The following is a 25,363-nucleotide window of genomic DNA, read 5'->3' as shown; positions in this document are numbered from 1 at the left end:
GGTTAATGAAAAGTGCAAAGATATAGAGTAATTAGCAAAAAGGCAAAGTTTGGGAATTAGCAAATTCTAAAATACGCCATTACTGCCTTGTATTCATCTTGTGCTGTTAAGCAAGTGTCGAGCAAAAAGCCTTCTGTTTGTTGCCAATTTTGTAGCCCGCGATAGTAGAACCAACGGAGTTGTTCGGTAATGATAAAAGGCACTATGTTGTTAGCTAAACATTCTTTAAAGAGCAACAAACGTCCTATGCGTCCGTTGCCGTCTTGAAAGGGGTGAATGGTTTCAAAACGCCAATGAAAATCGACCAAATCACGAAAGGTTTTGGTTTGTTTTTGGTGGTAATCGACTAACAAAGCGCTCATTTCCTGTTCTACATTTTCAGGCAGATTGGTGGCATTGCCTCCTACTTCGTTAGGTAGTTTTTTATAGTCGCCTATGGCAAACCAATCTTTATTGCTATCGGAAGTATCTGCTTTGAGAATGCTGTGAAAGGTTTTAATCATCTCTTGGGTAAGAGGTTCAGTAGCGCATTCCAACATTGCATCAAAAGCCTTAAAATGATTAATAGCTTCGAGAATATCATCAATTTTTACCGCTTGTTCTGTAATGCCAATGGTATTGGTTTCGAAAATATAGCGTGTTTGCTCGTGCGTGAGCTGGCTACCCTCTATATGATTGGAATTATAGCAAAAATCTATTTGAGTGCGGTGATAAATACCGCCCTTTAGCTTTGTTTCTTTCTCTTGTAATAATTGTTTTAAAAGCATTTTATTTCTTTAATAATTTAGCTGTGTTCTTTTCTAATACTTTTAAACTCTCTAAAATCACCTCCTCCATTGCCTTTGAGGGTCTTCTAACATCTCGGGTACCTTCTTTTTGAACTGTCAAGAAATTCTTGACAGTTGAATCGGGTATAAGTTCTCCTTCTTCAAATATATTCTGAATGTGTAAACTTATATTCTGTTTGGAAGTGTTAAAAAGCTCAGCCATTAATTGTTGTGTAAGCCAAACGGTATCCTCTTCGAGTCTTACATCTATTCGGGCTGAACCATCTTCTCGCTGATAGAATAAGATTTCTCCTTTTTGTTTTTCCATTTTTTGCAGATTAAATTAGCAAACTTTTATTTTTAATATTTTTACGTCATTTTTCTTTTGTAGAGCAAGTCTCGGTTTTCGATGGGGTTTTCTTCCTCTTTGAGGGATTGCTCAATGCCTTCGATGTATTGCAAAGAATCGTCGATATAAAAATACAACTCGGGCATACGACGGAATTGGTGTTTGGTGATTTGCGACAGTTCGTGCTTGATCAGGGGCGCATTGGAGGTTACGCCTTTGAGCACCTCAGCTGCCTTTGTTTCTGGGAATACACTGAGGTACACCTTGGCTACAGATAAATCGACGGTTACATTTACTTTGGTTACCGAGATGAGTAGGTTTTGTTGCCCTGCATCGCGTATGGATTGCTGCAACACTTTGGCTAATTCTTCTTGAATAATGCCTGCTATTTTCTTTTGTCTGTTGTTTTCCATTAGTTTGTTTATTTATGGTGCAAAGATAGGGAATAATACTGATAATACCAAAAATGCCAAAAGAGCGGTAAAAATGAGAGAATTAGAAAATGGGGTGCGAGGTTGAGTTAGAGGAATGAGGCTGTGCCTCAGAAATTAAACAAATTTTAAACAAAATCAAGGCTGCGCCTTGTGAACCAGCGGAGGTATTGTTAGTTTATTCAACTTTGCCCAAGTTTCAAACTTGGGCAAAGTTTGAGATGAAAAAGCGATGTGTTGGGACTGTTAGGAGCATTCGGAAGGAAACGAAGAGGTTCAAAAGAAGGTAGGAAGGGTTTTTGGTGAAAAAAGAGTGTAAGAAGGGTGGGGGTAGCTTATAGGAAGCTTATACGAATCTTGGACGATTGGTATAGAAAGGGTATATAAGTGATTGACTCATAGTACAATACAACAGTGCTAAAAATGTTAAAAACGGGGTTTCGAGGCGAAAGAAAAAGGAAGAGGTGATAGGCCTTAGGTCATAGGCAATAGGAGATAACATCCCCCTAGCCCCCTTCAAAGGGGGAATGTAGCGACGGAAAAGGGAAGGGATAATTAGAGAATTAGCAAATTAGAAAAATAGAAAATTAGGAAATTAGTTGGAGAGACTCTGAGAGGCTTCTCCAACTATTAGCTACATTGGGTGCTTATATCTTCATATTTAAAAAGTTGGGAATTACGGTATCGGCGGCTTTAAGGACTTCGGGATTGCCGACTCCTATTACTTTCATTCCGGCACTCTTGGCGGCTTGTACGCCTGCGGGAGCGTCTTCGAATACGCAACAATCAGCAGGAGGAAGCCCTAAACCTTCGGCGGCTTTGAGGAATACTTCGGGGTTGGGTTTGGCTTTGCTTACCATTGTGCCATCGACAATAGCATCGAATAGGGGGAGAATGCCGGTGCGCTCCAACACTAAACGGGCATTACGGCTTGCGGAGCCCAAGGCTATCTTTTTGTGATGGGCTTTGAGGAGCTGTAAGAAGTTTAACACACCAGGGAGTAACTCGGAGCTATCGATACTACTGATTTGCTCTAAGTACAATTTGTTTTTGCGCAAGGCGGTATCGGTAAAGTCGGTTTCGGAGAGTGTTTTGCCTGCCCATTGGAGGATTTGGTGCAAGGAGACTTCGCGCCCGATGCCTTTCAGCTGTTCGTTATGCTGAGGAGTGAGCTCAAAATTGAATTCTTTGGCGATGGTTTTCCACGCGATATAGTGGTATTTTGCGGTGTCGACGAGCACACCATCTAAGTCGAAAATATATCCTTTCATTTTTTTAGTTACTTGTTACGTCGGTCTTCACCCCAGAGTAGTTTATAGCGCAGGGTGTTTATAAAGCTGTCTCCGTCGAGGCGTATCATTTTCACGACAAAGGGAGCTTTACGGACTATAATGGAGTGTTTGTTAGCAACGGGCTTGATATGTGAGTCGAGCGACATTAAAAACTTCTTTTCTCTGCCTGATACAGTGAGTTTTACTTCGGTATCTTCGGGGATTACCAGCGGGCGCGCGTTGAGGTTGTGAGGGGCGATAGGGGTAATCACAAAGTTTTTGGCGGTAGGGAGTATTACAGGTCCGCCACAGCTAAGAGAGTAGCCTGTGGAGCCTGTGGGGGTGGAGATGATGAGCCCGTCAGCCCAATAGGAGGAGAGGAAATCGCCGTTGAGTTCAGTATCGATAGTAATCATAGAGGCGGTATCCTTACGAGTAAAGGTTATTTCGTTCAGAGCGAAGTTCACAGGGGCTACGGGTTCGCCTGTATCGGCGTAAACGGCTTCGATAACGGAGCGTTCTACTACTTTGTAATTTCGTTCGCGGAGTTGTGTTAGTACGTTTTTCAGGTCGTCTTTATGTGCATTTGCCAAGAAGCCCAAGCGTCCTGCATTGATACCGAGAATGGGGATTTGCAGGTTTCGTACATAAGTAACCCCTTTGAGCAATGTGCCGTCGCCACCAATAGTGAGCATTACATCGTAAGAGGAGTTGAGGTCTTCGAAGGAAGCAAAAGATTTTGCTTTGAGGAATTGCTCGGAGCGATCGTTGAGGTCGCTGAGGATTTCGCGTTCTATAAACACCTTATCGGAGGGCAATAGAAGGGTAAAAAGCTCATTGAGAATGGCTTCGTTTTCCTCGGAGTACTGACGTATGTAAATAGCAATCTTCATTTTAAGCAGAAAACTAAGAATTTTTGGCAAAGATACAACTTTTGAAGAAAAGGAGGGTATTTAAGAGGTTTTATTTTGGGTTGGGCAAGGGGAATTAAACCTTTAAAGAAGTATGGTTTACGTTATAGAAGTTGAATAAAAATCAAGGCTTCACTTTGTGAAATTGGCGAGTTCTTTTGCTTATTATTTTTTCTTGTTTATCTCAGAAAAAAGCAGTACATTTGCACTCGTGATTCGTTATGCTAAAATAAATTAAATGGATTTTGAACGTATCAAAGAAAAGCTGGCTATCCTTGCGGATGCTGCCAAATACGACGTGTCTTGCTCGAGTAGTGGGAGTGCTCGTAAGGCGGTGAAAGGTGAATTGGGCAACGCTGCGAACTTCGGTATCTGCCACTCGTTTACTGAGGATGGCAGGTGTATTTCTTTGCTCAAAATCTTACTTACGAACCACTGTATCTACGATTGTATTTATTGTGTGTCGCGACGCAGTAACGATATACAGCGCGCTGCTTTTAGTGTGCAGGAAGTGGTAGACCTTACTATTAATTTCTACCGACGGAATTACATCGAGGGGCTGTTTTTGAGTTCGGGAGTGTTCAAAAACCCTAATACTACGATGGAACGATTGGTGCGTGTGGCTAAGAAGTTGCGGACAGAAGAGCGCTTTAACGGTTATATTCACCTGAAAACAATACCTGGGGCAAGCGAAGAACTGATTCACGAAGCGGGACTTTATGCCGACCGTCTGTCCGTTAATCTTGAAATACCTACCAAAGAGGGGTTGAAACTGCTTGCACCAGAGAAAGACCACCTGCAGATGCTTACCCCGATGCAACAGGTGAAGAACGAGTTGGCAATGCATTCGATTGAAAAGAAGAAGTTTAAGCATACGCCTAAGTTTGCGCCTGCCGGACAGACCACCCAAATGATTATAGGCGCGACTGACGAAACCGACCATAAGATTATAAAGGTTGCCAGCTATATGTATGACAAGCTTGAAATGAAGCGAGTGTATTATTCGGGTTATGTGCCGGTATTGCAGGACAGTAGGTTACCGTCTATCCACAGCCAAGTGCCCATAGTGAGAGAAAACCGCCTATACCAAGCCGATTGGCTGATGCGTTACTACGGCTTTGCTCCTGATGAGATTTTAGATGCTCGGCAACCGTTCCTCGATTTGGAGATAGACCCTAAATTAGCGTGGGCATTGCGTCACCCTCATCTTTTCCCCGTAGATGTGAACACGGCTCCGCGTGAAATGCTCTTGCGCGTTCCAGGGGTGGGAGTACAGTCGGTACAGAAGATACTTGCGGCGCGTACTTTTCAGAAGCTCACGTATTACTCGCTCAAACAGATAGGGGTAACCTTAAACAGAGCAAAATACTTCATCACTTGTAGCGGGGCTACGCCGTTGGCAGGCAGTATGGAGCCCGCCAAACTTCGCCATTTGCTTATCGCTAATAGCCACAACAAGCATAAGGAGCTTTTCGGTGGGCAGTTGTCGTTGTTTTGATTAATAATTCTGTGTAAGCGATGGGTTCTTCTCCATTACATCCTTAGGAAAAGGAACGATGTACATAGGCGAATTGGGAGGCAGGGTATAGGTGTGTTGCGGTACGGTGGTATTCACCAGAGGGAAGGTGCGTTGCAAGGTTTTGGCATAAGCACTCTCGGTGTTCAATCGTTTTAAATCGAAAAAGCGATTAAAGCCCATAGCGAGCTCTCTACGGCGCTCATCGATGATGAGTTTTACGGTCTCCTCAGTAGTAGCAGGGGTAGCAAGGGTCGCACCATTGCCTTTTATGCGTTTGCTACGGAGGATATTTACGGTTTGCATCGCCCCACTGAGGTTGCCCAAGCGCGCTTTGCACTCGGCTAAAGTAAGGTACATCTCACCTGTTTTCATTCCTACGGTAGGGTAGAAGAACTTAGTGGCGAGCATATCCCAGTTGGCAGTACCCGAACCTTTATCGTTATAACGGTGGTTCTTATTGAAGAAGAGCTTGAAGCGCATATCGTTTTCGGCATCAAAAAGGTTGCAAAACTCAGGACTCACGGGGTAGATGTACCAAATATTCATCTCGGTATGTCCGTTCATATAGGCTAAGTTGAGCACTTCGGGGTTTTTATCTACTGTGATAGGGGTAGGACTTGCCTCATAAGCCACCATATCTATCAGTTGGTTGTTGTACGACAGACTCTTTTGGGCTGCCACTAATGCCTGCTGATATTCTCTTCTGAATAGGTGCACTCTGGCTTTCAAGGCATAGCCAAAAGCTAATGAGGGGTGATATACATTCACAGGGTGTTCTTGCAAAAGGGGCAATGCCGCCTCGATATCTTCTTGAATAAAATCATACACTTCTTTTACGGTAGCTTTGGTAGGGTGAGCTTCTAAGTCGAATTCACGCATTAGGCACACGGCACCATCGGTAGCTGCTGTGGTAGGGTCGTAGCCTTTGGCGTAAACGTTTACCAGCATAAAATAATCAAAAGCTCTTAGCAAGCGGGCTTCGGCTTTGGCACGTGCTTTTAGTGAGGCATCGCCTTTGGCATTATCAACGGTAGTGATAATCATATTCCACCTACCTATATAGCTGTATACATTGTTATAAAAGGGAGACGACTCGATATAATCGGCACGTGGGGCACTTTCTTCGTAATAGAAGTTGATGCTGTTCAGGTCGGGTGTCTTACCGATGATACTACTCTCCTTCACCCAATTGTCGTCTACCAGAGTGCGGAAGTTAAAAGGAGGGTAGTTTTTAGTGGGGAGTACTACCAAATCGTAGTATTCCTCGGCGGTGTTGATAATCTTTTCACCTTTGGGAGTGAGGTCGGTGTATTTGTCACAAGCGCTGAGAAACAGGGCTATGAATATGATGGTTGCAATTCTTTTCATTATGATGGTTGCAATTCTTTTCATTGTAAAATAATAGTAATTGATTAACAATATATTGTTACTTTTATGGATTGCCCCCTTTCTTTCGGAAAGGGGGAACGGGGGTTAGGCTTTTATATTACTTTCACTTTGTCAAAATCTAAGAACTTTTACAAAGTTTGTGATTTATGGCTAAAAACTAAATGATATACCGAAAAACGCAGCTGTTGCTACGGGCAGAGCGCGTCTTCCAGAGTTGAGGTGATAGGTTTCGGGGTCTATATCGTCGCCAGCAGCACACCAAGTGAGTAGGTTGTTGAGCTGAGCGGTGATTTTAGCCTCTTGTAAGCGCAATTTCTCGCAAATGTCTTTAGGAATATAACACGAAAATAACACATTGCGCCATTTGATATAATCGGCGTTTACCACCTGATTGTCGCCGAGTTGCCAAAGAGTATTCACTGTATTAGCAGTGCGTCTCAAAGTGGCTGGATAGTCGAACGACATACGGGGCATATCGGTGGGGTTCGCAGCTGTCCAACGTTGGGTAATATCGCGATGGGTTTCGCTTTCTTGATTGATGGAATAAGTGTCTTTGCGAAGTTTATGTCCACCCGCATATACAAACATCGTACCGAGCTCAAAAGCCTTATAGCGCAGTTGCAAGCTAAGAGCTCCGTTAAAGGTCGGGTTCATCGTTCCTAATCTTACGAGGGCATCTTCGCTTTTGATATCTTTAATAGTGGGCACACCATTGGCGTCGAAAGTGGTATTAGGGTTGCCGTTTTCGTCTAAATAAATAGGGTAGCCATTGGTGGTTTCCTTGTATCGATAGGCATAAAGCGAGTTAAAGTCGTCTCCTTGTTTGTAATAACGCAAGGGGTTACGAGCGTATTCCACAGCATTAGAAGGCTTGCTACTCACTTTCTCAATGGTATTTTTGTTGTAGGCAAAAGTAGTTCTTACAGTAAGTTGCAAATCTTTGGCTAACTCACGTGTAGCATTCAAACTCACTTCTATTCCTTTGTTCAGTAAAGCTCCGTTATTGATGAGTCGTCTTTGAGCACCTACGGTAGGGTCGAGTTCAGTCAGTACCAACAGGTCGGAACTGTAACGACGATAAAGGTCGATACTTCCTGAGAGCCAATACCACATACCGAAGTCAATACCTAAATTGGTGGTTTCAGTCTTTTCCCAACGTAATTTAGGGTTAGGCAAATCGGTATCGTTGAACTGTAAATACTGTTGGCTAGGGTAAGCGCCTCGCACATCGGTAAGCAAACGTCCGCGTAAGAAAGGCGTAGTAGTTTGGTCTACATTACCGCTGACACCATAGGTAAGGCGCAGTTTTAGCAAGTTTACCACATTACCATAGAAGAAATCTTCGCGATGCAAATTCCAGCTACCGCCTACTGACCATAGCGGACGATATTTGTACTTGGGGTCTGCCCCAAACATATCAGCTTGGTCTACGCGCACACTCCCTGTGAGGTTGTATTTCTGATGGTATGAATAGCCCAACGTGCTATAAAAAGAGATAAAGCGGTGTTTGGTTTCGCTTTGCTGATTACGGCTCAGCGATAGCGACTGCCTGCCGTAGAGATAGGTAGTAACACCAGGATTGTAGAGGTCTTTCCAGTTCAGGGTAGGGAAGGAGAGCGTTTGCTCGTCGTAACCATATTGCATTTCCTTAGTATTGCGCGGGGTGTAGTGCTGACGCATCTCGAAGCCCAATAGCGCTGTCACATTGTGTGCCTCCGCAAAAGTGCGATTGAAATCCAATTGCTGACGGAAGGTATAATGCTGTGTCTGCCCTTTCTCCTGTTCGTAATAACCGCCTTCGGGTAGTTCAGAAGAGAATTTTTGAGTAGTAGCATCTTGTTTTACCAATTGGTTGTGGCGCAAACGCATATAATAAGTGTCTTTGCCAAAGAAAGTTTCACTGTTGTGAGTGTTTAATTCATATTGAAAATAGCTTTGGTATTGCAAACCTTTGAGGATAGATACTTGCAGATTTGCAAACGGACGCAAACTGAGGTTGTACTGTTTTTGATGTTCTTGCGCTATCGATTCCAATAAATTGAAGCTATACGAGCGGAAAGCATCGTTGCCCGCAATTTGTTCTAAAATATGTCCGTTTATGGGGGCTACTAAATTAAAACCCGCATACGGATTCGTTCCCAATAGCCGAGTGTAACGCGGTTGCTTTAAGTAATCGGTATACAAGTTCCGCACTTGTTCAGCTACGGCATCAACAGCGGTATATCTGCCATTCACCCCTATGGTGCTTTTTAGCCAAGGCGTGAGCTGGTAAGTGTTTTTTAAATAAAGGTTGAGAGCGCGCGTCTTTTCGGTAACGATGCGCTCATCGGTGTCTTCATATTGTAGCGAAGCGTAATTCTGACTCCGGTTATTACCACTTTCTACGCTTATATTGTAGCGTTTGCTGATGATAGGTTGCCACACATAACGCTTGAAGTCGCGAAGGTAATCGCGGTTGCGCCACTCGTTAAGCGTACTATTCACCTCTTGCTGGCTGAGTTTTCCTTTGGCTTGGTCGCGGTATAGCTGGAAGAGAGGCGAGTAATACCTTACTGTTTGCCTGCCCCCAATTTCTCCGTAGGAAGCAAAAAGGTCATCTACATTGCCATTGCTATCAGCCAATTTGCTTTGGTAGAAAGCCGTTTCGAGGTCAATAAGGTCGGACGTCGAAGCGTAGCGCATACGGCTCATATTGGGTTTGAAAGTATAGAACAGGTCCGTATGCACGTTTATACGCAAACCATTCTGCAAGCCCTTTTTGGTAACAATCACAATCACCCCATTGGCAGCGCGCACCCCGTAGATAGCCGTCGCAGCAGCGTCTTTCAGTACCGTTACCGACTCGATATCTTTGGGGTTGATATCTTCTAATGGCGTATCGGTAGGGATATCGTCAATCACCACCAAAGGCGAATAGCCCACATTGCCCGAAAAAGTACCTACCCCGCGCAGTATAGGCACCTCTTTCCCTGTAAAAGGGTCTTTTGTAAAGCGCACACCTGCTATTTGTCCCTCAATAGCTTCTTGTACGGTTCTATTAAGCTGACGGTTGAGCTGGTCTGTCCTTATTTTGGTATAAGCCGAAGTAGTTTGCTCTTTGTGAAGATTTTGGTAGCCCGTAGCTACTACATCGGTAGAACTTAAAGTGATAATCTCCGGTTCCAAATGCACTTTTAAGAAAGGTTGTTCAGCCGAAACGGTAAATTCACGAGATTTCATACCTAAGTACGAAATCCTTATCACTTCTCCTGCTTTTGCAGAAATTCGAAATTCCCCTTTGATATCGGTAAGGGTTCCCATAGATAGCAGTATGTTGTCATTTTTAACCACTACTGCTGCTCCTTCCAAAGGGTGGTTTGTCACATCGGTTACTTTGCCCGATACACTAATCATTTGGGCGAAAGCGCCCACAAAACAGCAGAGGAAGAACCCCCACGCTATTACATATTTTTTCATAAACAGTCTTATTGGTAAACAATACCTCTTATATACATTAATAAAGTCATCGCTCTCGTCCCACTCCTCTCATAAGTCCGACAGGTCAAAAAACTATCTTTCAATCGCTTTTCCACCACCACACTCCCACTTTTTCGTCGCTACATTCCCCCTTTGAAGATAGCCAGCGACAGCTGGATATGTGAGAAGGGAGATATTTTCATCATATTTCCTTCGACATTCCCGTCCCTAATTCCCCCTTTGGAGGGGGCTAGGGGGAGGTTTCTTTTAATTTCCCGTCACCACATTCCCCCTCTCCTTGGGAGAGGGACGGGGTGAGGATTCCCTTTTCTTTCGCCTCGAAACCCCGTTTTTAACATTTTTAGTGCTGTTGTATTATAGTATAAATCAACTATTTATATACCCTTTCTATACCAATCGTCCAAGATTCGTATAAGCTTCTTATAAGCTCTCTATAAGCTACCCACACCCTTCTTACACCCTTTTTTCATCAAAAAACCTCTTAGTCTCTTTTTGAAAATCTTCGTTTCCTTTCGCTCCCTCAGATGTGTCACTTTTAGGGGTATACACTTTGCCAAAATTTTTGCCCGTGTGGCTCACACTGCCTGTGCGGCTCGCACCTTTGCCAAAGTTGATTAGTGGTATTATTGGCATTTACCCCATTTTCTAATCCTCTTTTCCGTCACTACATTCCCCCTTTGAAGGGGGCTAGGGGGATGTTTATACAACAATGTCGCTTCCCTCCTAATGTCTAGTGCCTATGGCCTACGGCCTAAGTTCTAAGGCCTAAACAGTTTTTTAACGGTGGCAAAAGTAGTAAATAGAGTCGAACTACACAAATTATTTTGAAAGAAACTAAATTACACTTCCGGTAAATACTGCCAATAGCGCTTCGGCATATTCCTCAGTTGGTATTTCGCATTCTTGCGCTCGGCTATGTTAATATGCTGAAAATAAGTCTTCCAAAGCGTTTTATAAGCATCAGCAGTAGCCGGAGTAAGCACTCCAAAATGCTTATCCGCAGGAGTAAAAGGCAACACCTCGTGCAGATTGTAAATAAAACCATAACCCCGTTCAGGGTCGTAAAGTACCCACTGTTGGTCAGAAAAACGCGTTTTGAAATGAGGAACAACCAGTGGCAACACGTCATACTCAGGTACTATTTTGGCAAAGTAAAGTTCGTCTACCTTTTCAAAGCGCACAAACTCTTTCATTCGGTGCACTTCACGTCCCACACTCTTAGCCGCTTTGCGTATAGAAGCAATAGCCCTATGGGCAAAGTTCTCCAACACTTTCCCCTCAGGGTATTTCACCATCAGTCTAATAGCCTCCAATAAGTAGTCTTCCATATGTGTTTCTTCCGATAAGAAAGCTCTTAGCACAATCGCCACCCCTTCTTTACCCCAGCACAGTTCTATTTTGGTAAGCACCCGTTGCGCTTTATTAGCATCGGTATACACCGTTTCCTCCTCGCCAAAAAGCAAAGGCGCAAACCGATGTCTCGCTACAATAGTCACCTCGTTGTAACGATACTCAAAAACAGCAAATACTGCTGTGAGGAACCCCTCAAAAGTACTGTCGTATACCAAATGTTTCAAAGCCAAATACAGTTAAATACGCAAAAGCCCGCAAATATACTTCTTTTTTTATTTTAAAGAGAGAATATTACAAAAACATTCGTGTACAATCACCGTCCCCACATTCCTCCTAAAGCCTAACGCCTTTCCGTCGCTACATTCCCCCTTTGAAGGGAAGTCCGCGAGAGCGGAGTATGTGAGAGGGGGATGTTATCCCTAAGGCCTATTGCCTATGCCCTAAGGCCTCACACTCCCTCATTTCCTCATTTCCAAATTTTCTAATCCCTATCACCCCTAGTGCCTAAGGCCTATGGCCTGTGGCCTTTCTCCCATTATATCCATTTCAAAAAATATTTATACCTTTGCACTACGCATTAATACTTTATTATGAAAGACGATTTGTTGTATCTTATTGCCTTAAAGAAAATCCCTCTCATAGGCGATATAACTGCCAAGAAACTCATTTCCCACTTTGGAAGTGCTCAAAACGTATTCGCTCAACCCAAAAGTGCCTTAGAGAAGGTAACAGGTATTGGCTCTAAGATTACTCAAAACATACTCAGTGCTCGGTGTTTGCACGAAGCAGAAACCGAATTGCAATTCACTCAAAAGCAAAACATCAGTATTATAACCTATACCGATGAACAGTATCCCTCCTCACTCAAACAATGTGTAGACAGCCCAATACTGTTTTACCAAAAAGGAAATATCCACTTGCAAAATAAACGACTGCTCAGCATTGTAGGCACTCGCAATATTACCAGCTATGGCACAGCTTTTTGCGAAAAACTCATCGAAGAACTCGCCTCGTTAGATGTGGTAATCGTCAGTGGGTATGCCTACGGAGTAGATATTACCGCCCATAAGGCAGCGATGAAACACCGCCTACAAACGGTGGCTTGTCTTGCCCACGGACTCAATACTATCTACCCCGCTGCTCATAGTAAGTATTGTGAGGCAATGGAAGAAAACGGCGGGTTCATCACCGATTTCAGTAGCCAAAGTCCGTTCGATAGAAAGAATTTCCTCAGTCGTAATCGCATTATCGCAGGGCTTTCACAGGCGACCGTAGTTGTTGAGTCGGGACTAAAAGGCGGTAGCTTAGTCACTGCCGACATAGCTTTTTCCTACAATCGCGAAGTATTTGCCGTGCCAGGGCGCACCACCGACCTGTATAGTATGGGGTGCAATGAACTGATACGCAACGGTAAAGCAAGCCTACTCACTTCAGCCAAAGACCTCATTTACCAATTAGGTTGGGATACCCCAGCCCCAAAAGCCGTACAGCAAGAACTTTTTGTAACTCTTTCTCCTGAGGAAGAAACTATTAGCGCATTTCTCAAAGCCAATGGCAAACAAAGTTTAGACGAGCTCGCCTTGGGGTGCCAAATGCCCATCTACCAACTCTCCAATCTCCTCTTTCAAATGGAAATCAAAGGAGTGATAAAACCTCTTCCAGGCAAGAGGTTTGAAGCAATCTAATTACTGAATCCTAATCCCTTGAACAGAAAAATCATACATATCGATATGGACGCCTTCTATGCTTCGGTAGAACAGCTCGACTACCCCGAACTGCGTGGGAAAGCAATTGCAGTAGGCGGAGGGGAACCACGCGGTGTGGTAGCTACTGCCAGCTACGAGGCGCGCAAGTTTGGGGTGCGCAGTGCTATTAGCGGGGCGCAAGCGCGCAAACTGTGCCCACATCTCATTTTTGTAAAACCTCGATTCGAGCGCTACAAGCAAATATCGATGCAAATACGTGCTATTTTTCACGAATATACTGATTTGGTCGAACCTCTTTCCCTTGATGAAGCTTACTTAGACGTGACCGTAAACAAAAAGGGCAACCCTTCGGCTACCCTTATCGCCCAAGAGATTCGCCAACGCATCTTCCAACAAACCGGACTCACGGCTTCGGCAGGCATTTCAGTAAATAAGTTTATCGCTAAAATCGCCAGCGACTACCGTAAGCCCAACGGACAAACCACCATCACCGAAGCCGAAGTGCAAGATTTTTTAGACAGACTCGATGTGCGCAAGTTCTACGGTATTGGCAAAGTAACAGCCGAGAAGATGTACCAGCTGGGGATATTTAAAGGAAAGGACTTGCGCGAGAAATCATTGGAGTTCTTAGAGCGGAATTTTGGCAATAGTGGTCATTATTACTACGAACTCTCACGAGGCATTCACCGCAGTGAGGTACAACCTTTCAGAATACGCAAATCAGTAGGTGCAGAAGAAACTTTTGCCGAGAACCTTACCAGCGAGGTGTATATGCTACGCGAACTCGAACATATAGCCGAAGACGTAGCCCGTCGTCTCTACAAACAGCAAGTAGCCGGCAAAACCGTTACCCTGAAAATCAAATACAGTAACTTTACGGTGCAAACGCGCAGTAAAACCCTTAAAGATTTCATAAGTAGTAAAGACGACATACTCTTGCACATCAAAGAACTGCTCTATCAAGAACGCCCTGCCGAATCAGTACGACTCTTAGGTATCTCGCTTTCTCATCTCAACAACGAACCCGAAAAAGAAGAAGTAAAGAAGCCGATGTACATACAACTAAAACTAGAATTCCCAGATTGATAAGAAAGAGTTATCGTTATACCTCTAACCTGTCCGATTTGCTCAATAAGTCTGACTTATCAAAAAAACATTTTTTCACTACTCATTTGCTAATTCTCTCACTTGTTAATTTCCCGCTCGTCCTGCTACGACTGCTTGTACGGCTCGCACCTAATTCTCTAATTTTCTAATTTCCTAATTATTTCATACCTTTGCGTCCTAAAATAAAATCATTTATGGAACAAACTTTACCCGCAGGACACCCAGTGCATACTTATATGCTTGAAGCTGAGCTTATTTACTCGCTTATGGACGAGTTGCTCAGCATAGACCCTCATACCGACTATCAGAAATTCTACAACGTGTTTAATCATTTGGCAACGGTAGAAAAACACTTTGCTCGCAAAGAAAACCAGCTCTTCCCTTTCTTGGAAAAACGCGGTTGGACGAATCCTTCACAGAATATGTGGTCTTTCCACGACACCATTCGCGATATCTTCCGTTTGGTACGCAAAAACTTAGAAGAAAAAGACCTTGATGCGGCGCAAACCAATGTGCGCTATATCGAAGATAACTTGGGTCGTTTGCTAAATGTAGAAGCAAATATCCTGTTCCCAAACGCCTTGCAATTACTCACCGAAGAAGATTGGATTGAAATGCGCAAAGGCGAGGAGGAAATAGGTTGGATGCTGAAAGAAGCACCTGCACCTTACCCTAACAACAACCCCAATGAGCCTGTGTACGTACACCCTTCAATGGATACCGAACGTCGCACCGATGTTAAATTTGCCGATGATGCTGCTCATTACGACGAGGGGTATATGACTGTTGAACAGGTAAACCTCTTGCTCAAAACCCTCCCTATTGATATCACTTTTGTAGATGAACACGACCGCGTGATTTTCTACAACCGTGGCGAAGAACGCGTATTTCCTCGCAGTGCCGGTATTATAGGGCGCGAAGTGAAGTTCTGTCACCCGCCTAAGAGCGTGGGCACGGTGCTTAAAATCGTAGAGAACTTCAAGGCAGGTACTCAAAACGAAGCTAATTTCTGGTTCAATTATCGCGGTCGCCTTATCTATGTGCGTTATTTTGCAGTGCGCGATAAAGAAAAGAACTACAAAGGCGTGATTGAAATGTCGCAAGATATTACCGATATTCAGAAAATAGAAGGTGAACGCCGTTTATTGGAGTGGGATAACTAATGAAAGACTTATTCGGACAAGCTATTTTAGATTATCAGCAAGGGCAATATACCGAAGATATTAAAACGGAAACTACCATTTCCGAAGAAGATGTATTGCCCTTGCCTTATTTGTTTCGCTCCTTTGAACAGATGCCTGCGTTAGAGCAAAAAGCCTTACAAATGGCGAAAGGTAAAGTATTGGAAGTGGGGTGCGGAGCAGGCTCTCACGGACTCTATTTGCAGAACGAACGCAAGCTTGAAGTACATTCTATCGACCTATCGCCTAAGGCTATTGAGGCGTGCCTGTTGAGAGGTTTACGCAACGCCAAAGTGCAGAATGTATTGGAAACAACAGGACAGTACGACACCATTCTCTTACTGATGAATGGCGCAGGTATGTGCGGACGATTGAAACAAATGGGCGTTTTTTATGCTCATCTGAAAACACTCTTAGCTCCACACGGACAAATCCTCACCGATTCTTCTGATATTATCTATATGTTCGATGAAAACCCTGATGGCAGTTATGATGTACCGCTCTATTTCGATTATTACGGAGAAGTAGATTACGTGGTGAAGTATAAAGGAGAAAAAGAAAATCCTTTCCCCTGGATGTATGTAGATTACAACACTTTACAAAACGTAGCAATTTCAGTAGGCTTACAATGCGAACTCATCGCCGAAGGAGAACACTTTGATTACCTTGCAAAATTAGTAAATTAGGAAATTAGCAAATGATTGAGTAGTTTCACATTTTCTAATTATCACATTTTCTAATTACCTAATGTCAAGGTATTTATGCATTTGTAAAGAGGCTTTCCACTGAGGATGCACCATTACGTAATTTACAATTTTAGGCATTACCTCAGCGCGTTTGCTCCACTCAGGTTGGAGGTAAAGTAAGCACTCAGGAGATACTTGCGTTGCCATTTCTTCGGCAAAAATAAAATCGTGATTGTTATAGATTACCATTTTGAGCTCATTAGCTTTTTGAAGAACGTCTCCTACGGGACGTTTTATTTTTTTAGGCGATAGGCATATCCAATCCCAAGTGCCTGATAACGGGTGTGCTCCTGAGGTCTCTATATGAGTACGTGCACCTCCTGCTCTCAGCTTTTCGGTAAGTAAAGTTAAGTTCCACATCAGTGGTTCACCCCCTGTAATAATGATAGTTTTGGAGTGTGCTAAGGCTTCGGCTACAATCGTATCTACGGGCACTAAGGGGTGAGCTTCGGCTTGCCAACTTTCCTTTACATCACACCAATGGCAACCCACATCACAACCGCCTAAGCGAATGAAATAAGCTGCTGTTCCTTTGTAGAAACCTTCGCCTTGTAAGGTATAAAAAGCCTCCATCAGGGGGAGGAGTTTCCCCTTCTGCAAGGCTATCTGTGTATCTTTGTTTAGCATTTATTATTCGTAATTAGCCACATCTAATATCCACGGGTCGGGGATTTCGGTGTTTTCTCGTACTTCTTCTACCTTTTTCATAGCTTCGTCATAAGTATTATAACGGGCTATATAAATGTAGTTTAGTACTTGGTCTTTATTGTAATACACTTGGGCATCATACCCCCATTTCTTCATTTCTTCTACCCGTTTGTTTACATTATTGAAGTTTAAGAAGACTCCCACTATCACATAATAACCCTGCTGAGTATCGGTGACTTTCAGTTTGCTTATTCTCGTTGAACGGTGTAAATGGGTAATCTCCTTGGGATTATTTTCTATCTCCAAAGCGGTAAGGAACAAATAATAACGGTCGCGACTACGTGTATAACTCAAATCTAATGAATTGGTGTTGTTAGGAATGAGGTATTGATTGTCGTTTTTGATATCCATACGGAAGATATCAAAGCCTAAGGTGTTTTCGCTGTTAGGGGTGCGTGTTTTTACTATCTCATCGTTATTTGTAATAGCACTGCTAAAAAAGTTTTGATTAGGGCGCCATTTGCTTTCCAAAGAGGAGGTTTTACCACTGGCAGGTACACCAACGGCTACGTTATCACCTGCCATATTAAAGTCGCCTTCGAGGGCTACTCCCATAATACGCGTTTTAAAGTCGCCTGCCTCAGGGGTTTTAAATCCACTAAAAGTAAAGGTTTTGGAAGCTTCATTGGTAATAGCCGAAAAGCCATCGTAAGTAATGATTTTCTTTACATTGCTATCGGGGTTTTCGTATACTATTACTAACGCCCAGCCTGCTGCCGAACCGCCTTCTATTTGCCCTAAAGCAGCTTTTACATTGGCTACGGTATAATCGCCTTCTATTTTAGTTGCCGGAGCTAAAAGATTGGTGATATTGGCGTAATACACATAAGGCGCTGAGTTTTTTAGCTCATCGTCAGTGCGTCCGTCGTAAATGAGTTCACCAGCGATAGGGGTATAGGTATTGGTTTCGGGTATTTTCAGTAATACACTACTGGCGTCTTCTCTATTGGAATCAACAGGGATATTTTTATTACCTCTTAGGGTGCCCTTAGCATATGGATAGGTAGCCGACCAATACAAACCTGCATAAGCTACCTTTCCGCCTGTTCCTTCGTAAGAGAAATTGGCACTACTAGATGAAAACGTATTAGGGTCAGCATCGATATCGATGTATTGCATATCGAACTCGTCGTTGAGTTTAGCTTTCGAGCTACGGTCGTTATAAGGGTCGTTAGGGCTATTGCGTTTCTCTTTACGGTTAAGAATGTTATTCCCTATAATTTTGATATCCCCTTTGATAAAGGTTTCGTACCTAATGTTAAAATCGGTAGTAGATTGTGCTTTTAGGGAGAAAGCGAGTCCCACACAAGCGAGCAATGTGATGATATGTTTCATAAACTTACTATTTTCTTGGCAATCCGGAGGGCTTCAGTGCCTTGTTCGAGAGTGACCATAGGGGTCGTATCGTTTACAATGGCATTGGCAAAGCTTTCGAGCTCGTCTAAGATAGCGTTGTTATTATGTATTTCAGGGTATTCAAAATAGATTTGACGGCGCTCTCCTTCTGCATTTTGGAGTATCATATCGAAATCACCAGGTACTTCTGGGGCGTCTTTCATCTTCACTACCTCTACTTTTTTCTCCAAAAAATCTACGGATATATAAGCGTCTTTCTGGAAGAAACGGCTTTTGCGCATATTCTTCATAGAGATACGGCTGGCAGTGATATTGGCTACACAACCGTTCTCAAACTCCAAGCGGGCATTAGTAATATCGGGGGAATGACTGATGACCATTGCACTACTTGCCGAAATGTGTTTCACCTTAGATTTTACGACGCTTAGGATTACATCGATATCGTGAATCATTAGGTCGAGCACTACGGGCACATCGGTACCACGAGGGTTGAACTCAGCTAAGCGGTGAGCCTCGATGAACATAGGGTTGTGAATTTGGTCGCGTACGGCAATAAAAGCCGGATTGAAGCGCTCTACGTGTCCTACTTGTCCTTTCACGTGGTGTTCTTTGGCAAGAGCAATTATAGCTTCGGCCTCTTCTACCGTAGTAGCGATAGGTTTTTCGATAAAGAGGTGTTTGCCTGCTTTGATAATCTTTTCGGCACACATAAAATGGTTGAGGGTAGGGGTTACTACGTCTACCATATCACATTCGGCGATGAGCGCTTCTATACTATCGAAACGCTTGTAGCCAAACTCTTCGCTTACTTTTTTAGCGTTTGCTTCATCGGGGTCGTAGAAGCCTACGAGTTCGTATTTTTCGGATTGGTTGAGCAATCGCAAATGTATCTTTCCTAAATGTCCTGCACCGAGGACGCCAGCTTTTAATTTTGTCATTTTAATATCCTATTTTGGTGCGTACCCTGCGCAAAGTTTCATCGGCTACGCGGTGTGCTTTGGCAGCACCTTCTTTTAATATAGCATCGAGTTCGCTTAAATGCTCCATATAGTAAACGTAGCGCTCGCGTGGGGTAGCAAATTTTTCTAATATCAGTTCGTAAAGGGTTTGTTTGGCTTGACCGAAGCCATAACCTCCTGCACGGTAAGCCTCTTCCATTGCTTGTATTTGCTCAGGAGAAGCTAACAGGCGGTAGAGCCTCATCACGTTGCAAGTATCGGGGTCTTTGGGAGCTTCCAAAGGAGTACTATCGGTTTGGATTGCCATTATTTGCTTGCGGAGTTGTTTTTCGGGCAAGAAAATATTGATGAAATTGTTGCGTGACTTGCTCATCTTTTCGCCGTCGGTACCTGGTATAATCATTATTTTCTCCTCTATTTTAGCTTGTGGCAATACGAAAGTTTCGCCCATTTGGTGATTGAAACGAGAAGCTACATCGCGGGTAATTTCGAGGTGTTGCAACTGGTCTTTGCCCACAGGTACGACCTCAGCATCATACAAGAGTATGTCGGCTGCCATTAGCATAGGGTAAGTGAAGAGCCCTGCATTTACGTCTTGCAGGTAGTCCATTTTGTCTTTAAACGAATGGGCGAGGGTGAGGCGTTGGTAAGGGAAAAAACAAGCCAAGTACCACGAGAGTTCAGCGGTTTGGGGTACATCGCTCTGGCGGTAGAAGGTTACTTTATCAGTATCTAAACCGAAAGCCAGCCAAGTGGCAGCAACGCTATAAGTGTTGGCGCGGAGTTGCGCACCGTCTTTTATTTGAGTAAGGGAGTGCATATCGGCGATGAACAGAAACGATTCGTTAGAAGGGTCTGATGCCATTTGCACTGCGGGGAGGATTGCTCCGAGGATATTCCCTAAGTGGGGAGTACCTGTACTTTGAATGCCTGTTAATACACGAGCCATTGTTTTATTAAAAGTTAATAAGTTAAGAAAGTGCAAAGATATGAAATAATTAGGAAATGAGAAAATTAGAGAATGAGAAAATTAGAGAATGAGGAAATTAGAGAATGAGGAAATTAGGGAATGAGAGAATTAGGGAATGAGAGAATTGGTAAATGGGGTGCGAGGTTGTGTTAGAGGAATGAGGCTGTGCCTCAGAAATTAAACAAAATTTAAACAAAATCAAGGCTGCGCCTTGTAAAACAGCGAAGGTATTGTCAGTTTATTCAACTTTGGCAAAGGTGCGAGCCGCACAGGCAGTGTGAGCCACACGGGCAGAGGAAATGAGAAAATTAGAGAATTAGGAAATGAGGTGAAGGCTACAAGAGAAGCGCCAGAGGAGAGAATGAACTTTGGCAAAGTTTTAAACTTTGCCAAAGTGTATACCGCAAAAATGACGTATAGGAGTTTTCGGAAGATATCGGAGAAGTTCGGAAGAGGGGAGGGAGGGATTTTGATGAAAAAAGGGTGTAAGAAGGGTGGGGTTAGCTTATAGAGAGCTTATAGGAAGCTTATACGAATCTTGGACGATTGGTATAGAAAGGGTATATAAAAAGTTGATTCATAATATAATACAACAAGGCTAAAAATGTTAAAATAGGGGTTTCGAGGCGAAAGAAAGAGGAATCCTCACCCCGTCCCTCTCCCAAGGAGAGGGGGAATGTGGTGACGGGAAATTGAAAGAAACCTCCCCCTAGCCCCCTCCAAAGGGGGAATTAGGGACGGGAAAGTCGAAGGTAATGTGGTGAAAATATCCTCCTTTACACATACTCCGCTCTCGCGGACTTCCCTCGGAGAGGGGGAATGTAGAGACGGAAAAAAGTGAAGGTAATGTGTGCTCGTAGCACGATGGGCGGATAGAAATTTGGCAAAGTATAGGGCAAAAAGATTCGCAAACCAATTCTGATAGGCTATAAAATAGGTTTGTTGTGATGCTCTAATTGTTCTACACGTTCGGTTAGAAACTGAACATTGGCTTCTAAATCGGCGATTTTTTGGTACTCAGGGATAGGGTCGAGGAACTCGAAAGAGAGGTGCATTTTACATTCCCATACTTCTTTAATATCTTCAGCTCTAACGGTAATATGCGGGTAGTCGCGATTATCGGATTTGCAATACAGACTACCATATTTTCTTATTTTGTTTAAAACCCGTTTTACAATCACTCCGTCGCGCTCTGTAACTACTACGCACACCCTGTTATCTGAGAGCCACTCCCAATTTTCGACGAATTGCCCTACCACATAACTGCCGTCTTGCAGGGTGGGGAACATAGAGAGTCCGTTTACTTGAAACATTCTGAAAGTGCCGTTTCGCATTTCGGGGAGGTTGTACATAGGGAGTTCTTTTATGTATTCGGGGTCTTCATAACCATTGAGATAGCCCGCTTGAGCGTATATAGGCACTAAGGGTATGGGATTAAAAAGTTCGTCTTCTTCAACCACTACCACCTTGGGAGTTAAATCTCTTCCTTCTACTTTTAAAGGTTTGATAATTTCTACACGAGGAGTTTCGACAATCTCCTTGTTTTTTAACATAGAGCCTTTACCTGTGAGTAACCATTCAGCATTTAGTTCGGGGAAGGATTGTAGAATATTTTCTATTTTATCGCTTCCAATAGACTTGTTGTTTTTATACTGAGTAGCAAAAGCACCGTTGGAAAAGCCCACAAGCTCTTCAAACTTTCTAACCGATAATCCCTTGAAATCAATATAATCTTTTACTCTACTAACAATGTTTGACATACTGAGAAAAATATTTTATTGGCAATTAATTAGATAGATAAAAATATAAAAAATTTTCTACAAAAAATTTGGAAGTGTAGAAAATATCCTATATTTTTGCACCGTAAAACAAAATGAATAGAACAATGAGCAAAAGTACAAAAATTTTGTGGATAATCGACCTTATGGCAGTAGAAAAATTATTGTTGAGGGGAGGTTGGTTAAAAAAATGTGTAGGACAAAAGTTGAATAGATGTGCAGTAGAAAAGCCTCCGTAGGGGTGCGGAAATTTTTTTTGAAGAAGAATACCTAAGCCGTAGTACAGTCGTAGTACGACGAGCAGGTGTGAGCCACACAGGCAAAAGGAAAATTAGCAAATTAGCAGATTTGGAAATTAGAAAATGAGAGAAGCGTAAGAAATTATATTTTTAATGAAGAGCGCCTAAAAAAAGTAGAAATTGAAAACAAATTAGTTTCAAAATAAAAAAATCAGGGCTTTGCCTTGTAGAGAGGCAATTTAACGTGAGAAGTTTAAGGGATTATTAAAAAGAAATCCTGTAAAGTCGGCAAATTAGTATTGCTGAGAATGTGACGATTGATTATTAGAATTACAAATTGAATTAATATTAAAAATTAAAAACAATGAGAATACATTTAAATGAAGTCAGTGACTATGAGTATGTACAGCGCAAGCTCCGCGAGCAAGCGGTTGTGTTGTTAGAAAAAGCCAAAAGTTATCATCAGCCTGTGCGCTATTTGCCCAGAAGAATTAGTGGGCATAAGGTGAACTGGTGGAGTGAGCTGAAAAAATATGGACGGCTTGTAGAGAATAGGCAATAGGCAATAGGCCTCAGGCCTTAGGCATTAGGAAAAGTGATGCAAAAGTGAATAGTGAATAGTAAAGTGAAAAAATAACAAAAAACAAAAAAATTACAATGAATAGATTTTTAGAATACACCCAAGCGCTTGCTCTTGATAGTTTTTTGCAGGTGCTTACTTTTGAGGAACGACTACAAACCTCACAATACCGCGCGGGACGTACGAACGAGGTACCTGCTCGTGTGCAAGAACTACAAACGTGGGTGGAACAGAACGGTTGGCGTGCCCCTATCTTTAAATACGACGAAGAGCGACACCTGCTTTGGCTGGACGAGCAAAGGGAGTGGCAACCAGTAAGAAAGCACCCGCTTTATAAGGTAAAAGATAAAAGGTAAAAGGTAAAGCCAGCGAGGGCTCACAGCTGGGTATGTGAGTAAAAGGTAAAGCCTGTGATGGGCTAAAGGTAGGGTAGGGGGGAGAATTTTAGAATTAGTAATACCAATCAAGGGTTGGATTAACAAATTGATTATGAACCTCTCTCTATTTACATTCAAAATTAACGATTAAAAAACAATACAAAAATGGCAAGAACAAAAAGAATAATCCCTACTGGGGTAACTAAAACACAAATGGAGAATGCTTTTTCTACTTATGCAAAGGCAGAGGCGCGAATGACTAAAATAAATGCGTTGATAGAGAAGCAAATTGCAACTATACGCAATAAATACACGAATGAATTGGCGACTCTTAAAGAAATAAAAGACACCAATTTTGATGTGTTACAAGCTTATGCATTAGCAAATAAAGACAGTTTATTTATCAAGAAGAAATCACTTGACAGTTTGCACGGTACCATAGGGTTCCGCACAGGTACGCCGAAACTGAAAACGCTAAAAGGTTTTACGTGGAATACGGTAACAAACCTGCTGAAAGAATTTTTGCCTGCTTATGTGCGCATAGCCGAAGAACCAGCTAAAGATAAGCTACTTGCCGAACGCAACAATGAGCAAATAGCTGACTTCTTTCCAAAAATAGGAGTAGTGGTGACTCAGGATGAGACTTTTTTTGTGGAAGTGAAGGCTTAGGTAATAGACCCCAGGCCTCAGGCAATAGGGAGTGAGATGCAAAGGTGAAAAAAAAACTTTGGTAGAGTTTTAAAAAAGCTCTACCAAAGTTGGCAAAAAGTTTAACATTTAAAAAATGAAACATATGAAATGTGATAATACACAACAGCGCAAAGAACGCTTGCAAAAACGCAATGAAAAAGTGCGTCAACTTTTTGAAGAACTGAGTGCCAAGCACCCTCAGTGGAAGGTAGATGCTCTTGTAGAGGAGGTGGCGAACATTATGTTTTTATCACCTCGTACTATTGTAGCAATACTTTCTTTTCAGGGCGGTTATGCCGAAAGATAGTCCCCACAAAAGGGGGAGCTATTACTCTATTAGCAGAGAGCCCTGAGGGGTAAGAGTTACGTTTTTCACGGGTATACCGTCGTACTCCAATTGCTTTTTTACCTCAATAAGCATTTCGGTATAAAGGTCGTCGGCGAGCATTTGGGCAATACCCACCCCCACTTCGGGGTGCTCTTTCCACTGTCCTTTTTCGGCAGTAAGAATAGCTTTTTGATGTTGGGGCTCAGATAAGCCTACTTGAAAATCACCTTCAGCAAGGTGCAAATCGTTTTTGATTAAGAGTAAATCTTTCATTTTACACATTTGTTATTTGTTGATGGTGCAAAGGTCGTACATATAGATGAGGTAAGGAAAAAGACGTTCAACGCTTGTACCAAATTAGTACAATGGTTGGGGAAAATAAGTACAAGGCTTGTTTGCCGATTTTCAGAACTGAAAAAACCGCCGGAATTTTGCACCGTAAAACAAACGATAGAAGTGCACTTACAATTAAAATAATGTATAACAAAAAAAATTAAAGAAATGGGAAAAAGTAAATCAAACTATGCCATTACAGGGCTTAGTGGTAAAGTAGGGAAAGTGTTTGTATTTCGCCAACGCGGAGGAGAAACTATTGTCGCTACCCCTCCTTCACACACCAAAGCTCCCAGTGCTTCTCAGAAAGCACAACAAGAGAGATTTATACGCGCTTCGGCATATGCCAAAAACGCTTTGCAAGACCCTTCGCTAAAAGAGGATTATACAGCAGAGGCTAAAAAGCGCAGGAATGTATCGGCTTATAATATGGCGATGACTGACTATTTGCGCGCTCCTAAAATTGCCCATATAGACCATTCAGGCTATACAGGTAGTGCCACAGGAGAGAAAATAATGATAGAGGCGGGCGATGCTTTTAAGGTTGTAGCTGTGAAAGTGCGTATTGAAGACCACGATGCTACTCTTGTGGAAGAAGGTAGCGCAACTCTTGTACAGGGCAAATGGGTGTACACCACTACGGTTACTAATCCTTCGCTTACAGGTGATAAAATAATAGTAACCGCTACTGACCGCCCTGGTAACAATTCTAAAAAAGAGGAAAGCCTTTAACGATTGAGAGTTAATAGAGAACAGTTGTTTTTAGCTATTTTGCCTTTTTATTAGTAGAGTTACAATTAAGGATATAATAAGGGAGGGGTAGGGGGACATTTATTAA

General features: G+C 42.8%; 25 protein-coding genes. 10 read left to right on the top strand and 15 right to left on the bottom strand.

The genetic code is table 11. The features are described from left to right. Positions 1 to 56: 56 nt before the first annotated feature. From HMPREF1528_RS00880 to HMPREF1528_RS00860, 5 genes are all read right to left on the bottom strand, one after another. Positions 57 to 767, bottom strand: a complete 711-nt coding sequence (locus HMPREF1528_RS00880) for a Fic family protein (protein WP_016478248.1) — start codon at positions 765 to 767, stop codon at positions 57 to 59. Between the two features lies 1 nt (position 768). Then, entirely contained in the window at positions 769 to 1,095 is a 327-nt protein-coding gene (locus HMPREF1528_RS00875; protein WP_016478247.1) for a hypothetical protein, read from the bottom strand. Positions 1,096 to 1,136: 41 nt separating this feature from the next. Then, complete coding sequence (gene rbfA, locus HMPREF1528_RS00870) at positions 1,137 to 1,529, bottom strand: 30S ribosome-binding factor RbfA (RefSeq protein ID WP_016478246.1); 393 nt, start codon at positions 1,527 to 1,529, stop codon at positions 1,137 to 1,139. A gap of 665 nt (positions 1,530 to 2,194) precedes the next feature. Beyond that, complete coding sequence (gene pgmB / locus HMPREF1528_RS00865; RefSeq protein WP_016478245.1) at positions 2,195 to 2,818, bottom strand: beta-phosphoglucomutase; 624 nt, start codon at positions 2,816 to 2,818, stop codon at positions 2,195 to 2,197. Positions 2,819 to 2,826: 8 nt separating this feature from the next. After that, a complete protein-coding gene (locus HMPREF1528_RS00860) occupies positions 2,827 to 3,711 on the bottom strand; it encodes an NAD kinase (protein WP_016478244.1) in 885 nt (294 codons plus the stop codon). 256 nt (positions 3,712 to 3,967) lie between these two features. Between HMPREF1528_RS00860 and HMPREF1528_RS00855 the strand changes: the two genes are divergently transcribed. Beyond that, on the top strand, positions 3,968 to 5,227 hold the full coding sequence (locus HMPREF1528_RS00855; RefSeq protein WP_016478243.1) for a putative DNA modification/repair radical SAM protein: 1,260 nt from the start codon (positions 3,968 to 3,970) through the stop codon (positions 5,225 to 5,227). On the opposite strand, the gene HMPREF1528_RS00850 is transcribed toward HMPREF1528_RS00855, so the two are convergent. From HMPREF1528_RS00850 to HMPREF1528_RS00835, 4 genes are all read right to left on the bottom strand, one after another. Continuing rightward, positions 5,228 to 6,616, bottom strand: coding sequence for a RagB/SusD family nutrient uptake outer membrane protein (locus HMPREF1528_RS00850; RefSeq protein ID WP_034567735.1), 1,389 nt, complete (start codon positions 6,614 to 6,616; stop codon positions 5,228 to 5,230). Between the two features lie 171 nt (positions 6,617 to 6,787). Then, positions 6,788 to 10,093, bottom strand: coding sequence for a SusC/RagA family TonB-linked outer membrane protein (locus HMPREF1528_RS00845; RefSeq protein WP_016478241.1), 3,306 nt, complete (start codon positions 10,091 to 10,093; stop codon positions 6,788 to 6,790). Positions 10,094 to 10,567: 474 nt separating this feature from the next. Then, positions 10,568 to 10,747, bottom strand: a complete 180-nt coding sequence (locus HMPREF1528_RS12820; protein ID WP_034567734.1) for a hypothetical protein — start codon at positions 10,745 to 10,747, stop codon at positions 10,568 to 10,570. Positions 10,748 to 10,953: 206 nt separating this feature from the next. Next, entirely contained in the window at positions 10,954 to 11,697 is a 744-nt protein-coding gene (locus HMPREF1528_RS00835) for a TIGR03915 family putative DNA repair protein (protein ID WP_084667229.1), read from the bottom strand. 360 nt (positions 11,698 to 12,057) lie between these two features. Here HMPREF1528_RS00835 and dprA point away from each other — a divergent pair, with 360 nt between their 5' ends. The 4 genes from dprA to HMPREF1528_RS00815 all read left to right on the top strand — a co-directional run bounded on the left by dprA (position 12,058) and on the right by HMPREF1528_RS00815 (position 16,147). Then, entirely contained in the window at positions 12,058 to 13,152 is a 1,095-nt protein-coding gene (dprA, locus tag HMPREF1528_RS00830; protein ID WP_016478239.1) for a DNA-processing protein DprA, read from the top strand. Between the two features lie 18 nt (positions 13,153 to 13,170). Next, positions 13,171 to 14,259 carry a DNA polymerase IV gene (gene dinB, locus HMPREF1528_RS00825; protein WP_084667228.1) on the top strand — a complete coding sequence of 363 codons (1,089 nt, stop codon included), beginning with the start codon at positions 13,171 to 13,173 and terminating at the stop codon, positions 14,257 to 14,259. A 215-nt stretch (positions 14,260 to 14,474) separates the two neighbouring features. Next, the gene (locus HMPREF1528_RS00820; RefSeq protein ID WP_016478237.1) at positions 14,475 to 15,443 is read left to right on the top strand and encodes a DUF438 domain-containing protein; all 969 of its coding nucleotides are present in this window, start codon (positions 14,475 to 14,477) and stop codon (positions 15,441 to 15,443) included. Further along, on the top strand, positions 15,443 to 16,147 hold the full coding sequence (locus HMPREF1528_RS00815) for a class I SAM-dependent methyltransferase (protein WP_016478236.1): 705 nt from the start codon (positions 15,443 to 15,445) through the stop codon (positions 16,145 to 16,147). Before HMPREF1528_RS00820 ends, HMPREF1528_RS00815 begins: the two co-directional genes overlap by 1 nt. 54 nt (positions 16,148 to 16,201) lie before the next feature. Here the strand turns inward: HMPREF1528_RS00815 and HMPREF1528_RS00810 are convergent, their stop codons facing one another. The 5 genes from HMPREF1528_RS00810 to HMPREF1528_RS00785 all read right to left on the bottom strand — a co-directional run bounded on the left by HMPREF1528_RS00810 (position 16,202) and on the right by HMPREF1528_RS00785 (position 21,960). After that, complete coding sequence (locus HMPREF1528_RS00810; protein ID WP_016478235.1) at positions 16,202 to 16,834, bottom strand: 7-carboxy-7-deazaguanine synthase QueE; 633 nt, start codon at positions 16,832 to 16,834, stop codon at positions 16,202 to 16,204. A 3-nt stretch (positions 16,835 to 16,837) separates the two neighbouring features. After that, the gene (locus HMPREF1528_RS00805) at positions 16,838 to 18,250 is read right to left on the bottom strand and encodes an SPOR domain-containing protein (protein ID WP_016478234.1); all 1,413 of its coding nucleotides are present in this window, start codon (positions 18,248 to 18,250) and stop codon (positions 16,838 to 16,840) included. Then, positions 18,247 to 19,209 (bottom strand): Gfo/Idh/MocA family protein, encoded by a 963-nt coding sequence (locus HMPREF1528_RS00800; protein ID WP_016478233.1) that lies wholly within the window; start codon positions 19,207 to 19,209, stop codon positions 18,247 to 18,249. Before HMPREF1528_RS00800 ends, HMPREF1528_RS00805 begins: the two co-directional genes overlap by 4 nt. 1 nt (position 19,210) lies before the next feature. After that, positions 19,211 to 20,179: a tryptophan--tRNA ligase gene (gene trpS, locus HMPREF1528_RS00795; protein ID WP_009418979.1), complete on the bottom strand. Its 969-nt coding sequence runs from the start codon at positions 20,177 to 20,179 to the stop codon at positions 19,211 to 19,213. Positions 20,180 to 21,126: 947 nt separating this feature from the next. After that, the gene (locus tag HMPREF1528_RS00785; RefSeq protein ID WP_016478232.1) at positions 21,127 to 21,960 is read right to left on the bottom strand and encodes a S24 family peptidase; all 834 of its coding nucleotides are present in this window, start codon (positions 21,958 to 21,960) and stop codon (positions 21,127 to 21,129) included. 621 nt (positions 21,961 to 22,581) lie between these two features. Between HMPREF1528_RS00785 and HMPREF1528_RS00780 the strand changes: the two genes are divergently transcribed. From HMPREF1528_RS00780 to HMPREF1528_RS00765, 4 genes are all read left to right on the top strand, one after another. After that, on the top strand, positions 22,582 to 22,779 hold the full coding sequence (locus tag HMPREF1528_RS00780) for a hypothetical protein (protein ID WP_016478230.1): 198 nt from the start codon (positions 22,582 to 22,584) through the stop codon (positions 22,777 to 22,779). A gap of 95 nt (positions 22,780 to 22,874) precedes the next feature. Then, entirely contained in the window at positions 22,875 to 23,153 is a 279-nt protein-coding gene (locus HMPREF1528_RS00775; RefSeq protein ID WP_009418596.1) for a hypothetical protein, read from the top strand. 186 nt (positions 23,154 to 23,339) lie between these two features. Then, positions 23,340 to 23,843, top strand: coding sequence for a host-nuclease inhibitor Gam family protein (locus HMPREF1528_RS00770; protein ID WP_016478229.1), 504 nt, complete (start codon positions 23,340 to 23,342; stop codon positions 23,841 to 23,843). 124 nt (positions 23,844 to 23,967) lie between these two features. Further along, positions 23,968 to 24,171, top strand: a complete 204-nt coding sequence (locus tag HMPREF1528_RS00765) for a hypothetical protein (protein ID WP_016478228.1) — start codon at positions 23,968 to 23,970, stop codon at positions 24,169 to 24,171. A 21-nt stretch (positions 24,172 to 24,192) separates the two neighbouring features. On the opposite strand, the gene HMPREF1528_RS00760 is transcribed toward HMPREF1528_RS00765, so the two are convergent. After that, positions 24,193 to 24,465 carry a hypothetical protein gene (locus HMPREF1528_RS00760; RefSeq protein ID WP_009418684.1) on the bottom strand — a complete coding sequence of 91 codons (273 nt, stop codon included), beginning with the start codon at positions 24,463 to 24,465 and terminating at the stop codon, positions 24,193 to 24,195. Positions 24,466 to 24,693: 228 nt separating this feature from the next. Between HMPREF1528_RS00760 and HMPREF1528_RS00755 the strand changes: the two genes are divergently transcribed. Next, on the top strand, positions 24,694 to 25,257 hold the full coding sequence (locus tag HMPREF1528_RS00755; protein ID WP_009418683.1) for a hypothetical protein: 564 nt from the start codon (positions 24,694 to 24,696) through the stop codon (positions 25,255 to 25,257). Positions 25,258 to 25,363: the final 106 nt, after the last annotated feature.

The organism is Capnocytophaga sp. oral taxon 336 str. F0502, assembly GCF_000411575.1.
GTDB classification, from domain to species: Bacteria; Bacteroidota; Bacteroidia; order Flavobacteriales; family Flavobacteriaceae; genus Capnocytophaga; species Capnocytophaga ochracea.
Note: the sequence above shows the minus strand (reverse complement) of the source record. Positions and strands in the feature narration are given on the sequence as shown.

What these genes read in the sequence shown, in the direction of transcription:
- HMPREF1528_RS00770 (WP_016478229.1), top strand. Translation starts at nt 23,340, where the DNA reads ATGGCAAGAACAAAAAGAATAATCCCTACTGGGGTAACTAAAACACAA.
- HMPREF1528_RS00765 (WP_016478228.1), top strand. Translation starts at nt 23,968, where the DNA reads ATGAAATGTGATAATACACAACAGCGCAAAGAACGCTTGCAAAAACGC.
- HMPREF1528_RS00780 (WP_016478230.1), top strand. Translation starts at nt 22,582, where the DNA reads ATGAGAATACATTTAAATGAAGTCAGTGACTATGAGTATGTACAGCGC.
- HMPREF1528_RS00850 (WP_034567735.1), bottom strand. Translation starts at nt 6,616, where the DNA reads ATGAAAAGAATTGCAACCATCATATTCATAGCCCTGTTTCTCAGCGCT.
- HMPREF1528_RS12820 (WP_034567734.1), bottom strand. Translation starts at nt 10,747, where the DNA reads ATGCCAATAATACCACTAATCAACTTTGGCAAAGGTGCGAGCCGCACA.
- HMPREF1528_RS00880 (WP_016478248.1), bottom strand. Translation starts at nt 767, where the DNA reads ATGCTTTTAAAACAATTATTACAAGAGAAAGAAACAAAGCTAAAGGGC.
- dprA (WP_016478239.1), top strand. Translation starts at nt 12,058, where the DNA reads ATGAAAGACGATTTGTTGTATCTTATTGCCTTAAAGAAAATCCCTCTC.
- HMPREF1528_RS00800 (WP_016478233.1), bottom strand. Translation starts at nt 19,209, where the DNA reads ATGACAAAATTAAAAGCTGGCGTCCTCGGTGCAGGACATTTAGGAAAG.
- HMPREF1528_RS00860 (WP_016478244.1), bottom strand. Translation starts at nt 3,711, where the DNA reads ATGAAGATTGCTATTTACATACGTCAGTACTCCGAGGAAAACGAAGCC.
- HMPREF1528_RS00810 (WP_016478235.1), bottom strand. Translation starts at nt 16,834, where the DNA reads ATGCTAAACAAAGATACACAGATAGCCTTGCAGAAGGGGAAACTCCTC.
- trpS (WP_009418979.1), bottom strand. Translation starts at nt 20,179, where the DNA reads ATGGCTCGTGTATTAACAGGCATTCAAAGTACAGGTACTCCCCACTTA.
- HMPREF1528_RS00785 (WP_016478232.1), bottom strand. Translation starts at nt 21,960, where the DNA reads ATGTCAAACATTGTTAGTAGAGTAAAAGATTATATTGATTTCAAGGGA.
- HMPREF1528_RS00775 (WP_009418596.1), top strand. Translation starts at nt 22,875, where the DNA reads ATGAATAGATTTTTAGAATACACCCAAGCGCTTGCTCTTGATAGTTTT.
- rbfA (WP_016478246.1), bottom strand. Translation starts at nt 1,529, where the DNA reads ATGGAAAACAACAGACAAAAGAAAATAGCAGGCATTATTCAAGAAGAA.
- pgmB (WP_016478245.1), bottom strand. Translation starts at nt 2,818, where the DNA reads ATGAAAGGATATATTTTCGACTTAGATGGTGTGCTCGTCGACACCGCA.
- HMPREF1528_RS00805 (WP_016478234.1), bottom strand. Translation starts at nt 18,250, where the DNA reads ATGAAACATATCATCACATTGCTCGCTTGTGTGGGACTCGCTTTCTCC.
- HMPREF1528_RS00815 (WP_016478236.1), top strand. Translation starts at nt 15,443, where the DNA reads ATGAAAGACTTATTCGGACAAGCTATTTTAGATTATCAGCAAGGGCAA.
- HMPREF1528_RS00875 (WP_016478247.1), bottom strand. Translation starts at nt 1,095, where the DNA reads ATGGAAAAACAAAAAGGAGAAATCTTATTCTATCAGCGAGAAGATGGT.
- HMPREF1528_RS00755 (WP_009418683.1), top strand. Translation starts at nt 24,694, where the DNA reads ATGGGAAAAAGTAAATCAAACTATGCCATTACAGGGCTTAGTGGTAAA.
- HMPREF1528_RS00760 (WP_009418684.1), bottom strand. Translation starts at nt 24,465, where the DNA reads ATGAAAGATTTACTCTTAATCAAAAACGATTTGCACCTTGCTGAAGGT.
- HMPREF1528_RS00855 (WP_016478243.1), top strand. Translation starts at nt 3,968, where the DNA reads ATGGATTTTGAACGTATCAAAGAAAAGCTGGCTATCCTTGCGGATGCT.
- HMPREF1528_RS00820 (WP_016478237.1), top strand. Translation starts at nt 14,475, where the DNA reads ATGGAACAAACTTTACCCGCAGGACACCCAGTGCATACTTATATGCTT.
- HMPREF1528_RS00845 (WP_016478241.1), bottom strand. Translation starts at nt 10,093, where the DNA reads ATGAAAAAATATGTAATAGCGTGGGGGTTCTTCCTCTGCTGTTTTGTG.